Here is a 13,261-nt window from a genome sequence, read left to right as displayed (position 1 = left end):
GCTTGATGCAAGATAAGTTATCTACTGATGCATAATATAGGAACACGATGAGTATTAGACTTCAATTGCAGTTCTTGCTGGCACTAGGTTTACTGCTTGCAGCTTGTGGCAGCATGTTATTGGTATAAACAAACTATTTACGCTAAGAAATAAAAAAGCCAACGCTTAGCGTTGGCTTTTTAAGTATTAACGGCGGTTTACCAGCTAGCTTTGTATGCGCGATATGCTTTATCTAACGACTTAGCTTGCTTCTTACTGACGCCAATATGGCTTAGTGCAAAGCGTAAACGTGCTCGGCTCATGTCTGAACCTAGAATAGCCATAGCATCAACTACCGAGGTAGAACTGGTTTTGCCAGTAATCGCCACAAAAATAGGCTCTAAGAAATCACGGATTTTAACATCTAGATGAGTAGATAGTTGCTTAGCTACCGCAAATACCGTGTCTTTGTCCCATTGACGCTGCTCTTCTAATTGCCAAATAAACATCTGCAACAAACTACGAACTTGCTCTTCTTCAAGTTTACCTGCAGTAAGCAGCTCTGGCGCATATTCTGGAATGCCAGACACAAAGTGCCCAGCAAGCGGTGCTAAGTCACTTAATACATCTAAGCGCGCTTTGGCTTGCGGAATAATGCTCATTAAGGTTTCTTGATTGTAAGCCCACTCAACTAAACGTTGAGCTAACTGCTCATCGCTTAGCTCTTCACGGATCCACAAACCGTTTAACCATTTGAGTTTTTCTACATCAAATACTGGGCCGCCAAGCGATACACGTTTCATATCGAAGTGCTCAATCATTTCTGACAAGGTGAATTTCTCACGCTCATCAGGCATAGACCAACCCATACGGCCTAAATAGTTAAGCATTGCTTCTGGCAAGAAGCCCATTTTGCGATAGTAATTTACGCTGGTTGGGTTTTTACGCTTACTCAGCTTGCTCTTATCCGGGTTACGCAACAACGGCATGTGGCCAAGCACTGGCGCTTCCCAACCCAAATCTTGATATAACTTCAGCAGTTTTGGCGCAGAGTTTAACCATTCTTCACCGCGAAATACGTGGGTAATGCCCATTAGGTGGTCGTCTACAACGTTAGCCAAGAAGTAAGTTGGTAAACCATCGGCTTTAAGTAGCACTTGCATATCTACCTGTTCCCAAGGGATCTCAACTTCACCACGTAAATAGTCGGTAAAGCTAAAGCTACCAGACTCAGGTATTTTCATACGCACTACGTAAGGTTTGCCTTCTGCTAGGTTAGCAGCAATTTCTTCAGCGCTAAGTTTTAAGCCTCGGCCATCGTATTTAGGCTGCAGACCTTCTGCCATTTGCTGCTTACGCATTTCATCAAGCTCTTCTGACGTAGCAAAACAGTAAAATGCTTTGCCTTCATCAATAAGCTGTTGAGCGAATTTCTTGTATATGTCACTACGCTCGCTCTGGCGGTATGGGCCTGCGGCTCCGCCACAATCTGGGCCTTCATCCCAATTCAAACCTATCCAGCTTAGGCTGTCGTAGATCGCTTGTTCAGATTCACGCGAACTACGTGCTTGGTCGGTATCTTCAATACGTAGAATAAATTCGCCACCATGTTGCTTGGCAAAACAGTAGTTAAATAATGCGATATAGGCGGTACCTACATGTGGGTCACCCGTTGGTGAAGGTGCTACGCGAGTACGAACTGTCATGTTTATTCTCTAGTTAAATAGTTGACCGAGTTGAATGGCGCGGATTTTACCACACCCAACAAAATTCGCTAGCTAAGAGCCACACTCAAAATACGCTTAATTTGCTAACATTCTGGCCAATACAGCGGCCTAAATAGGCATTTTGACGAGAATTTGTGCAAGCAGTCAGTTTCCTTAAAATTTGCGTTGACACACACGCAGACCACCCTATAATACGCCCCCACAAGACGGTCGCTTAGCTCAGTTGGGAGAGCATCGCCCTTACAAGGCGAGGGTCACTGGTTCAAGCCCAGTAGCGACCACCATATTTAAAGTAAATGGTTCTTTGAACGGTTTGCTAGTAACACAAAATTCGGTCGCTTAGCTCAGTTGGGAGAGCATCGCCCTTACAAGGCGAGGGTCACTGGTTCAAGCCCAGTAGCGACCACCATATTTAAACACTTAGCATGAAGTGTTAGTGGTTGGTAAGGGCATCGCCCTACTCTCTATATGGCGAGAATCACCGATTCAAGTCCAGTAGCGACCACCATATTTATTGGGTGTTAATGTAAATTAGCCTCCAGTTGCATAGCAACGAAACCCGTTGGTCGCTTAGCTCAGTTGGGAGAGCATCGCCCTTACAAGGCGAGGGTCACTGGTTCAAGCCCAGTAGCGACCACCATATTTAAAGTAAATGGTTCTTTGAACGGTTTGCTAGTAACACAAAATTCGGTCGCTTAGCTCAGTTGGGAGAGCATCGCCCTTACAAGGCGAGGGTCACTGGTTCAAGCCCAGTAGCGACCACCATATTTAAAATAAATGGTTCTTTGAACGGTTTACGAGTAACACAAAATTCGGTCGCTTAGCTCAGTTGGGAGAGCATCGCCCTTACAAGGCGAGGGTCACTGGTTCAAGCCCAGTAGCGACCACCATATTAAGAAGGCCTGCATTATTTGCAGGCCTTTTTGCTTTCCGCCAATCAGAAAACTCAAACGTATCGCTTAGCCATAAAAAGCGGGAGAGCATCGCCCTTACAAGGCGAGGGTCACTGGTTCAAGCCCAGTAGCGACCACCATATTAAAAAGGCCTGCATCATTTGCAGGCCTTTTTGCTTTCTGCCAAACAGAAAACTCGAACGTATCGCTTAGCCATAAAAAGCGGGAGAGCAACGCCCTCCTCTTTGCTAGGCGAGGGTCACTGGTTCAAGCCCAGTAGCGACCACCATATTAAAAAAGCCTGCATTATTTGCAGGCCTTTTTGCTTTTGGCCAATCAGAAAACTCGAACTCATCGCTTAGCCATAAAGAGCGGGAGAGCAACGCCCTCCTCTTTGCTAGGCGAGGGTCACTGGTTCAAGCACCGTTGCGACCACCATAATAAAAAGTCCTGCATCATTTGCAGGCCTTTTTGCTTTCGGCCAAGCTGCTCACTCAAGCCTGTTGCTTACACCTTCAATATGCTTATTCAACCGATAAACTATCTACCTGCTTCGAGGCTCTAGTCACTTTCAGAGTAAACCTAAGCTCGTTTACAGCTGAAATAAACATATCTTTATATCGCGGTGCAGCTACTTCGATATACCAACTTCTTGCTCGTAAAGCAGTCTCTTCTAAGCTTTTCGGGTTTGCTAACAAAGCCAAGGTCTGATTTACCAGGTTAGAATAAGAGTGCACTTGAACCAACTGTTTTGGTATTAACTCATAAATACCATAACTGCTTTCAGTTATAAGTGGTGATTGCGCTAGAGCCCCCATCACTCGAGGGATCTCTAGGTGATTTGAACGCTCTAAGTGAATATTTAAGGTACAGCGAGATTGCGCAGACACCTCTTCTGCAACAACATTAGAGAAAGGTGAAAGCACGCACCCCTCAGCTTTTAGTTTATCTAGAACTCTTTGCCTTCTCTTACTAAGACTACCCACAAAACAAACATCATAGGCTCGTGACTCGAGAGGTATAGGCTTTAAGCCCGCACAAGGAGCGACCCAAGGAACAAAACCAAACACTGGAGTATTGAGTGTTTTCGATAAGTAACGTGTCTGTGGTGGGTAATAATCCATCACAGCATCAAACAAATCTAATTTGCTTTGCAAAAGCTGACTTTTATAACGAATTAGTTTGGAACCATTTAAGCTATTACTCGCGAGGCTCCCAAGTTTTGATACAACTGAAAAGTTTATAAAGATGTATCGCCTACCCTGTTTTCGGGTAAAACGCCCTAAGTTCTCTCCAATAATGAAAATATATTCAACATCCTTTGTTTCAGCAGAATCAATTGACGAGCAAGCTATCATCGGACAGTCACAGCCAAAAGCATCTTTAAGTGCATCCGCTATCGCCGCGAGAACATTTTTCACATAGGGTATTGAAGTCTCATGTACAACAAGACATACGCCTGCCATAAATCCTCCCTGATTTAATTTTAGGCAAGCTCACTGTAACATTTTCTACTTACTAATTCGCCAAGTGTATTCAGAAAATGAATAACTCCAGCCAAAGCGAACAACTATTTACCATTTAAAACCGCTTCAAATATTGATTTCATATGACGCATATCGGTACCGCAACAGCCGCCTAGAATATTGAGTTGGGGATACCGGCGATGAAATTCTGCAACTTGCTTACCTAACTCAGCCGGATTTCCTTCATCTAAGTCAGTGGCTTGTTCAAGCGTTTGGTGACTGCAACAAGAGGCATTTACAACCAAACCAAGCAAGCGTTGCATCCAAGCTCCTCCATCGAAGATCTGAGCAAAATGACTAGGGTGAGCACAGTTTATTAAGTAATAAAGCGCTGCTGAATCTGTTTCCGCATCCACCATCGCGATAGCATCTTTCAAGGCCATACCTGTAGGTAAACAGCCATCGATTTCTAAGGTGAACGCGATGGCAACAGGCATAGCGTACTTCTGCGCGGCCTTAACGATACCGATGGCTTCTTCGGCATAGCAAATAGTAAATGCACTGATAAGGTCCGCTTTAGTGCTGGAGTACACCATTATTTGCTCACAGTGATAACTAAAAGCCTGTTGCACATTCATTAAATGACGGGGGGCATAACCATCATCACGTGGGCCTACTTGCGCTGATAATACTATTGTCACATCAGGGTTCTGCTGCTTAATACTCGCGATGAATTCTATTGCTTCTATGTTAAACCACTTCAGCTGACCAACAGTGATGCCAAGAGCAGAAGCTCGGTCTCGATTTGCCGCCCAAGACACTGAATCAAGAATACACCCTACGCCCAACCCTCTCGCTAACTCGATCAGTTGCTTGTAATAAGCATCAAGCAAAAGTTTATCACTGGGAGTAGTTAACAAAGGATAAGCGGCAAAACCGGGTAAATTAAAACCACGGCGATAAACCAGCTCGGTTTCCAACCCGGTATAACAGGCAAAGAGTTTACTGCTTAGGTGCGGTAAAAGAGGATTCTGTTTCACTATACTCACCTGGATTGGCTTGGGTCGTATTGCTCACTTTGCAGCTAAAAGAAGAACACTTGGCTTAGTGCAAGAACGAGGTATTCAGATTTTAAGGTGCATTTTTTAATAAATCATTTATCACTTGCTTCCTAAGCAGCTCAAGCTCGCCACTCTCTTGCATATCGATAAACACCGCGTCGATTTTCTCGACCAAATCGGCATGTTTTTTATGCACGTAGTGATAGAGCAATTGCCGACTTACCGGAGGGCCAACCACATGTACATTATCTATATCCATGGTTTTTCTTAACCACATACCGTTGACCCAAGATGAAATAGCAAAATCAATTTTTTGTGCACTTAACATGGTCATCATCTTGGTAGATGTATTAAAAACCCTTTGAAGAGGAAGATCTCGAGTGCATTCTTCAGCATGCTTCACCCCTCTCACTATCCCAACAGTATAAGGCGCTAAATCTTCGCACTGCTTTATATCTACATTCTGTATCGAACTAAATACAACCTGGTCTATGTAATTAATTGGAGTGGGTACTCGAATCAGGTTTGGATAACTATCGACGATACTCCAAACACGGTGAATTTCACCATCAACTTTTCCTTCATTAGATTGTTTCAGTGCGCGTTTAGTGGGCATATCAACAAACTCGACCGCAATGCCCAGTTTTTGGTATGCAGTCTTAATAACCTCTGCGCCTATAGCTACGGTAAAATTATTGGGGATATTAGCGAAATACATGGTTGTTGTTTCGGATTGAGATTTGGCATGTATTGACCAAGAAAACAACAGAACCATGACTAATAATAGCTTCATTTGAATGTCTTCAATTTCAGTTATCTACGTAGATAAAGCTTAATTCACACCTCTGTCAAACGCGAACTCTCATTGTTAGCAACTAACAATGAAAAGGCCAGCAACGAGCTGGCCTAAGTTTAGAGCACCTACAACACCTTAATACTGCTTATAAATACTTAAGCCGTCCTCTGAAAAAGCGATAACTTTAAAGTCTTTATAAGCAGCTCCTTCTTTAGCCATGCCCGGCGAATGTTGTGGCATTCCAGGCGCAGCTAAGCCTTTGATGTTTTTGGGGCGTTCTTTTAACAAGCGGGCAATGTCACTTTCCGGTACATGCCCTTCTATTAAATAGCCATCAATCACTGCACTATGGCAAGACTGCAGCTGAGGAGGCATGTCATAACTTTGTTTTAGTACATTCCACTGTTGTTTGTGATGCACATTCACCTGATACCCTTTTTGCTCCATTATTTCCGCCCACTTTGTACAACAACCACAAGTGGGTGACTTATATAGCTCAATGCTAGTTTTAGCCAATACCGAACTGCTGAAACAGACCAAAAGGCTTAGTAGTATTTTGTTTAGTATTTTCATCATTATTCTCTTATTCGTTCACAAGTAATTGTAGAGCCTGCCCATTAACTTGTAGGCTTACCGAAAAAGCAGGCGCAATAAACTGCACAGCTTGGGTATCTAAAGGCTCTATATGTAATGTTTGATTTATTGCCAAGGGACTAAGATCCACCGCTATAGCAACTAAGGTGTCATTTTTAACAACCAACTGGCTCAACTGTTTGGGTATAAGCTGCTGAGCTTTAATGTCGGTATCTTCACCGATGCTCCACTCCACAAGCGGCATTGCACCTAAACTAGCCAGGTATTGCACAATCAACCCTCGTTGCTCTGGTACTAAAACGTCGCTTAGCAACTGCATAGTTGGTTCATTTTCTAAGGCGTGATTAAACTGCTCTAAGCTGGCACCACGAATGTTACCACCCACGTTCCCCGCCCCATTCGCGTATTTTCCATGGCAAGCAGCACATCCGTAACCGCCAATAGTTAAATACAGGTTTTCACCAAGTGCATTTTCATTCGGCTCTGCATAAACCAAATTTGCATAGGCGGTAAGCAGCATCGCAGCTACCAATCTATAAAAAGATATGTTCATTGTTGTTCCACTTTTGGCCCATCTAACTAGGGGCTTAATGCTTCCACTATCAATCCAAAAACTGATAATGCTTATAATCTTGGGAACTTAACCAATAGGAGGGCGATATAGAGGCTCAGCAGTATTGAATAGGGTAATACTGCGGGTAGAGGAAAAAGCTAAAAGGCTGCTCGGGGATTCTGCAATATTGAGTTTGAGCAAATTCATCAGCGGCGGAGCCATGCAAATTACGGTACAACAACTGCCGCCAATAGGCATTGTGTGTGTTAGTGCATGTCCATCGATATTGACTGCCGCAGAAGAACTAGCATTTACATGACAATCTTGCATCGGTGAGTGGCCGATTGCCAAGATATCTTCAGCCGTGTGTTGCTGCTCGATGAGCGCACCAGCACTTGCATTTATGCTAGTTAAAGCAAATGCCAGAGCTGTATAAACCACTAATGAAAAACGCGCCAAATTCAACAACACAAAACCAACAACTTTATTTAACCAACACTCTAGCGCCACCAATATACCATTGCAAGCCAGCTCGTTGGCTTGATGGCGTTATTAGACTTGCCGCAGACTTTAAGGCTTAAGCCTCTATTTGTTTCCTAAAAAACTGAATCATTTCATCACGGGTTTTACGGTGATTCAAATGGAAAATATCCATCGGGAATAGCAGCTCAATGACCCCGGTATCGAACATTCGCTTTACTTCATACTCATTGTGAGCAACATCTTGTTGATACATATAATTGAGCCAAGTCCGGTTGGTATGAATAATAAACTCCACCCGCATTCCGCCTAAACGCGCAAAAAACTTCATCATTGGCGTTTTTTCACTAGAGCCCACTGCCCTGCCGCGATACTCAGATCTATCGGTTAGGGTATCGGAAATGTCTTCTAGCACCATTAAGGAATTTGCGCTAGAAGCACTGCGCGTGAGGTGCTTTTGAAAGGCCTTAATATCGCTAACCGAATCTAGAACCGCCATTAAGCCAAGTTCGTCATCTACCGCCACCGCGGGGTTCTTCTGGTTTTTGCGCAATAGCTTTAATACTTTTGCTTCTGGCGGCTTTTTACGAATAGAAACGTAGATTGGAATTTTACGCTCGCCCACAGTAAAACTTCGGCGCTTTAACAAGGTGAGTTTTTCACGCTCGCCACGTTGAATAAGCTTGGCCTGTTGAGGGTTTAATACTTTAACCTCGCTACAGGCGTAATCGTCGTTAAGGTGTTTCGAGTGTAAATAAACCGGGTCTAGCTCCCCAATCTTGAGCTCTTTACTCCACACGTAGCCGTTTAAAAACTCAAGAAATGCTGAAAACTTGTTTTCAATTTCAGTTTCTCGCTCACGCTGCTCGATGCTGCCAGCCAGGGTCATCAAAATCAGTTTGCGTCGCGCTTCAAAGCGAGCTTTTTTGTGGTAGTCATCATTGAACATTATCAGCAATAACTCTACCGGATTATTGGTAACCTCAATTTCGTTGGTATTTTCAATATGCGAAGCATAAGGAGAAAGAATTTTTCCCTTAATTGAGTGAATGACCGCATCTGCAGTTCGCGCATATTCATCAACTCGGCTCTCAATTTCGTTCAAGTTGCCATCAATACCAAACATATTGCCCAATAAAGATAATGCTCGTTCGCTGCGCTGTTTACGCAAGCTAACGTCGTCAATCAAGTTCTGAATTTGTGAAAAACTGTCGATGCCCAAGAACTCAAATATCTGGCTTCGCAGCGCCCGGTATTTAGACACATTATTACTATCTTGCTGCAAGCGTTTTACCCAGCTGCGAACGCCAGTAGAAAATGGGTGCGCCACAAAAGCATCACGGCTTACCGCAAAGGGGCCATCTTGCTGAAGCGAAGTAAAAACACTATTTGGAGAAAGAACCGACATAAACTACCTAAATCACCAAGTACAACAACTAAACTCAAGAATTAACGAAGCAAAATATACACCAAAAGAGGTAATAATTCAGAGGAATCACTATTTGCGCTATGTTCCTACCGCAATGTTCAGCAAAACCAAGCTGTGGCTAAGTTAAGCGCAGTAAATACTGGCTAGCCGCAGGCTTAGTTAAGTGCTCAACAATCGCACCCTAACGATGCAACAAACGCGGTTAATCGGGCTTTCGTAGATAAATGAGCCAATAACCTAACCCCACAAATACCCCTCCGCCAATGATGTTACCGAGAGTGACCGGAATTAAATTATTGATGAAGAAGTTGCCAAAAGTGAGATCGGCAAAGTCTGCTGGGCTTAAGCCAGTTGCTTGCCAAAACTCGGGGCCAGCAAGATTTTTAATGCCAATGGCCATAGGTACTTGGAACATATTGGCAATACAGTGCTCAAAGCCCGCCGAGACAAACATTGCTACCGGCAGAATCATCACCATTACCTTGTCTGTTAAACTGCGGGCGCTAAACGTCATCCATACTGCGATACATACCAACACATTACACATAATGCCCAAGGCAACTGCTTGAAAAAAATCATGATGCAGCTTGTGCTGGGCAATACGCATGGTATTGATACCTACCTCTCCTTCGGCAAAAGTATATTGCTTGGTCATTAGCATTAGCGAAACTAAGACAAAAGCACCAGCCAAATTACCTAAGTAAACCAATGACCAATTAACACATAAGCTTTTCCATGAGATTTTACCGCTGGCTCTTGCCACCAGCGTCAATACAGAGCTGGTAAACAATTCACCACCGGTAATAATCACAAAAATCAGGCCTAAGCTAAATGCCATACCGCCGATTAAACGGGTAAAACCCCAAGGAAAATCTCCCGCACCAGTGGTTACAGTGGTATAAAAAACAAAGGCTATGCCGATATGTGCGCCAGCAGTAAGGGCAAGTAAAAATGCTTTAAGCGGATCTTTGGTGGCTTTACTCACTCCAACGTCGGCAGCACGTTCAGCCATTTGGGGTGGAAGCAAGGAATCGAATTGACTCATAGGGATCACTTTATTGGTGGTGGTTAATTAAGCGTAGCTGAATCGACATATAACAAGCCATTTAAGCCAAGCAATCAAAGTGGTTGTTAGTGACTATTCAACAAAAAGGCCCGCTAGCAAACTAGCGGACCTTTATAGTAGTGATAGTGAGAGAGCTTTCACTTAGCTTTGCAGCAAATCAACTAATTGTTGTTCATTCCATACTTCAATGCCCAAATCTTGGGCTTTAGTCAGCTTAGAGCCTGCCGCATCACCGGCAATCACAATGTCGGTTTTCTTTGAAACACTGCCGGTTACTTTAGCGCCTAAGGCTTGCAGCGCTTGTTTAGCTTCACTTCTGCCAAGTTGACTTAAGGTGCCGGTAAGTACAATTACCTTACCGTTCATGGCCAAGTCTTCTTCCGCCTTATCTTCTATCGCAGGCCAACTGAGTTGTTCGGCCAGCGCATTCACTAGTTCTGCATTTTGCTCTTGAGTGAAGAAGAAACGCAGGTGCTTAGCAACAATTTCACCCACATCCGGCACATCTTGGAGTTGTTCAAGGCTAGCACCGGCTATTGCGGGCAAGCTTTTAAAATGTTGAGCAAGGTTGCCAGCTGTCGCCTCGCCAACTTCACGGATCCCTAAAGAGTAAATGAAACGCGCCAAAGTGGTTTCTCGTGCTGCTTCGATACCGGCAAGCAACTTATCGACAGACTTCTCGCCCATGCGCTCTAAGCCCAACAAGGCGTCTCGTTGCTGCGCAAGGTGAAACAAATCTAAGGGGGTTTGCAGTAACTCAGCTTCGACTAACTGCTCTACCAACTTGTCACCAATACCGTCTATATCTAAAGCTTTACGGGCAACAAAATGTTTTAGTGCCTCTTTACGCTGCGCACCACAACGTAGGCCTGCTACACAACGCGCAACAGCCTCACCTTCGATACGCTCGATGGCGCTATCACACACCGGGCAGCTTTCGGGAAAAACTATCTCTTTTGCATCTTCTGGGCGACGCTCAAGGATGACTCCGGCTACCTGCGGAATCACATCACCCGCTCTGCGTACAATCACGCTATCACCAATGCGCACCGCTAAACGTTCAATTTCATCAGCGTTGTGCAAGGTGGCATTACTCACCGTAACGCCACCAACAAAAACCGGCTCTAAACGGGCCACGGGAGTTATCGCTCCAGTTCGCCCAACCTGAAATTCTACATCTCGCAATATTGTGATTTCTTCTTGAGCCGGATATTTATGGGCGGTTGCCCAGCGAGGTGCTCGCGCAACAAAACCCAATTGTTGCTGCAGTTCCAAACTATCTACTTTGTAAACAACGCCATCAATTTCATAGGCGAGGCTATTGCGGCGCTCACCAATTTCTTGGTAATAGGCAAAACACGCCTCACTGCCGCTAACAGTGCGCACTTCAGGACACACCGGTAAACCATAGTCTTTTAAGCTTTGTAAGTTCTGATAATGACTTTGACTTAAGCTTTCGCTCACCACGCCCAAGGAGTAGGCATAAAATGCCAAAGGACGCGTAGCAGTGATTTGCGAGTCTAACTGTCGCAAACTTCCTGCTGCTGCATTGCGTGGGTTGGCAAAGCCTTTTTCACCCTTTTCGATTGCTTGCTGGTTAAGTTTTTCAAAACCCGCCTTAGGCATAAATATTTCACCGCGCACTTCCAATCTGGCGGGCCAGTTATTGCCCCGTAAACGCAGAGGAATAGAGCGAATGGTTTTCACATTCTCGGTAACATTTTCACCGGTGCTGCCATCTCCACGTGTTGCAGCTTGCTGTAGCACACCATCAACATACAAAATGCTCACGGCTAAGCCATCAAGCTTGGGTTCGACGCAATAGGTAATTGCATCAGCTGTCACCAATCGCTCTTGCAAACGTTTATTAAAGGCGCTTAACTCTTCTTCACTGAATACGTTGTCTAAGGACAACATTGGCATTTCGTGCTGAATTTGATCGAAGGCTGATAGCGGCGTTCCGCTAACACGCTGGGTAGGCGAGTCACTTCGCAATAAGTCTGGATGCTGCTTTTCTAAGCTCTGTAATTCTCGAAATAAGCGGTCATATTCAGCATCAGGAACCGAAGGCTCATCCAATACGTAATATTGATAGTTATATTGCTCGAGTTGAGTTCTTAGCTGCTCAATTTGTTGTTCTGGCTTGTCCATGAGAGACCTTTCAAATAAAAAAGCCTTCCCAAATACATGTATTGGAAAGGCTTAAAAATACACACAATTTATTAGTTTACGAGCAGTTGCTTACGCTCGTATTCACGCACCCGTTGCTCATAGTGATTAACGGTTTGCTTGGTCAAAGGATTACGCTGGTCATCTAACATTATCGCGTCTAAATCTTTAGCCAAGGTCATTGCTGCGTTATACATTAAGGCAAAGTTTTTAGTTGGTTCGCCCTTACATGGCACGGTCATGAAAATGCTCACACCACGGGTTTCCAACTGGTCCATGGCATCAATATCAAAAGTGCCAGGGTTAACCATATTCGCCAAACTAAATATCACCGGACCCGTGCCGCTGTTATCTAAGTGACGATGAAAAATATCCATGTCACCATGGCGCAAACCTATTTTGTCTAAGCTTGCTAACAGCGCAGCACCTTTTAAGTAACGGCCACTCTGAGCCATAACATTTAAGATAAACACATCATCGGGTGCATTAGGATCTTTAACCGGCTCTTGTGGTTCTTCCACAACAGGCTCTACAAGTTCTTCTTTTACTTCATCCATATCAAAGGCAAACTCTGGTTCGCTAGACAAAGTACTTGGCTCAGGTTCAACACTCACAGCCTCTGGATTGGCCTTAGGTTCTAAGCCCTCTAAACCTTGGCTATCACTAATACTTGGCGCTTCATCTACCGCAGAAAAGCTAAATTCAGGCTCTTTGCGCTGCACTGGCGTGCTTGGCTCTGCGGCAAAATCTGGGCTTGCTTTTACTTCGGCTGATTTAGCCGCAGGTTTTGCGGCTGGAGCTACTTCTTGCTGAGTAATAGCATCTTCAATAGGGTCACCAATAACCCGAGCTTGGCCTACACCCAGATCATCAAAACCTTGTTCATCACGTGTTGCTGAAGATTCTTGAGCCCCTAAAGATTTTTTGGGACTAACCAGTTTTTCAGGTCGTTGTTTGCGACTACTCCAAAAACCATGAGCGAGCAAAGCAATAATTAAAATGATTCCAACAACGATAAGTACGATGCGTAATTCCTGCATTTAACTGT

Annotated in this window: 11 protein-coding genes, 6 tRNA genes and 1 pseudogene; 7 read left to right on the top strand and 11 right to left on the bottom strand. The window is 44.3% G+C overall.

Translation table 11 applies throughout. The features are described from left to right. Positions 1-197: 197 nt before the first annotated feature. A complete protein-coding gene (gltX, locus tag K5620_RS06440) occupies positions 198-1,685 on the bottom strand; it encodes a glutamate--tRNA ligase (protein ID WP_016403942.1) in 1,488 nt (495 codons plus the stop codon). A 229-nt stretch (positions 1,686-1,914) separates the two neighbouring features. On the opposite strand from gltX, the gene K5620_RS06435 reads away from it, so the two are divergent. From K5620_RS06435 to K5620_RS06405, 7 genes and pseudogenes are all read left to right on the top strand, one after another. Further along, positions 1,915-1,990, top strand: a tRNA-Val gene (locus K5620_RS06435). 49 nt (positions 1,991-2,039) lie between these two features. Further along, positions 2,040-2,115: transfer RNA gene (locus K5620_RS06430), tRNA-Val, on the top strand. Between the two features lie 155 nt (positions 2,116-2,270). Next, positions 2,271-2,346, top strand: a tRNA-Val gene (locus tag K5620_RS06425). A 49-nt stretch (positions 2,347-2,395) separates the two neighbouring features. Then, a tRNA-Val gene (locus K5620_RS06420) sits at positions 2,396-2,471 on the top strand. Between the two features lie 49 nt (positions 2,472-2,520). Further along, positions 2,521-2,596: transfer RNA gene (locus tag K5620_RS06415), tRNA-Val, on the top strand. A gap of 62 nt (positions 2,597-2,658) precedes the next feature. Next, positions 2,659-2,739 (top strand) — tRNA-Val (locus K5620_RS06410). A 62-nt stretch (positions 2,740-2,801) separates the two neighbouring features. Beyond that, a pseudogene (locus tag K5620_RS06405) lies at positions 2,802-2,888 on the top strand. Positions 2,889-3,123: 235 nt separating this feature from the next. On the opposite strand, the gene K5620_RS06400 reads toward K5620_RS06405, so the two are convergent. The 10 genes from K5620_RS06400 to zipA form a co-directional block, all read right to left on the bottom strand. Continuing rightward, complete coding sequence (locus tag K5620_RS06400; RefSeq protein ID WP_016403622.1) at positions 3,124-4,065, bottom strand: CgeB family protein; 942 nt, start codon at positions 4,063-4,065, stop codon at positions 3,124-3,126. A gap of 104 nt (positions 4,066-4,169) precedes the next feature. After that, positions 4,170-5,105: a homocysteine S-methyltransferase family protein gene (locus K5620_RS06395; RefSeq protein WP_016403623.1), complete on the bottom strand. Its 936-nt coding sequence runs from the start codon at positions 5,103-5,105 to the stop codon at positions 4,170-4,172. Positions 5,106-5,196: 91 nt separating this feature from the next. Then, positions 5,197-5,919 carry a substrate-binding periplasmic protein gene (locus K5620_RS06390; protein ID WP_084682006.1) on the bottom strand — a complete coding sequence of 241 codons (723 nt, stop codon included), beginning with the start codon at positions 5,917-5,919 and terminating at the stop codon, positions 5,197-5,199. 138 nt (positions 5,920-6,057) lie between these two features. After that, entirely contained in the window at positions 6,058-6,498 is a 441-nt protein-coding gene (locus K5620_RS06385) for a DUF411 domain-containing protein (protein ID WP_246612314.1), read from the bottom strand. 7 nt (positions 6,499-6,505) lie between these two features. Continuing rightward, positions 6,506-7,069, bottom strand: coding sequence for a c-type cytochrome (locus K5620_RS06380; RefSeq protein WP_040307620.1), 564 nt, complete (start codon positions 7,067-7,069; stop codon positions 6,506-6,508). Between the two features lie 87 nt (positions 7,070-7,156). Next, positions 7,157-7,579 (bottom strand): hypothetical protein, encoded by a 423-nt coding sequence (locus tag K5620_RS06375; protein WP_016403627.1) that lies wholly within the window; start codon positions 7,577-7,579, stop codon positions 7,157-7,159. Between the two features lie 67 nt (positions 7,580-7,646). Next, positions 7,647-8,957, bottom strand: coding sequence for a hypothetical protein (locus K5620_RS06370; RefSeq protein ID WP_016403628.1), 1,311 nt, complete (start codon positions 8,955-8,957; stop codon positions 7,647-7,649). Between the two features lie 223 nt (positions 8,958-9,180). After that, complete coding sequence (gene focA, locus K5620_RS06365) at positions 9,181-10,023, bottom strand: formate transporter FocA (RefSeq protein ID WP_016403629.1); 843 nt, start codon at positions 10,021-10,023, stop codon at positions 9,181-9,183. A 162-nt stretch (positions 10,024-10,185) separates the two neighbouring features. Then, on the bottom strand, positions 10,186-12,195 hold the full coding sequence (ligA, locus tag K5620_RS06360) for an NAD-dependent DNA ligase LigA (RefSeq protein WP_016403630.1): 2,010 nt from the start codon (positions 12,193-12,195) through the stop codon (positions 10,186-10,188). A 71-nt stretch (positions 12,196-12,266) separates the two neighbouring features. Further along, positions 12,267-13,253 (bottom strand): cell division protein ZipA, encoded by a 987-nt coding sequence (zipA, locus tag K5620_RS06355; RefSeq protein WP_016403631.1) that lies wholly within the window; start codon positions 13,251-13,253, stop codon positions 12,267-12,269. Positions 13,254-13,261 lie beyond the last annotated feature (8 nt).

Origin of the sequence: Agarivorans albus, assembly GCF_019670105.1 — a bacterium.
Taxonomy (GTDB): domain Bacteria; phylum Pseudomonadota; class Gammaproteobacteria; order Enterobacterales; family Celerinatantimonadaceae; genus Agarivorans; species Agarivorans albus.
The sequence above is the reverse complement of the archived record's forward strand: the minus strand, read 5'-3'. Positions and strand labels throughout refer to the sequence as shown.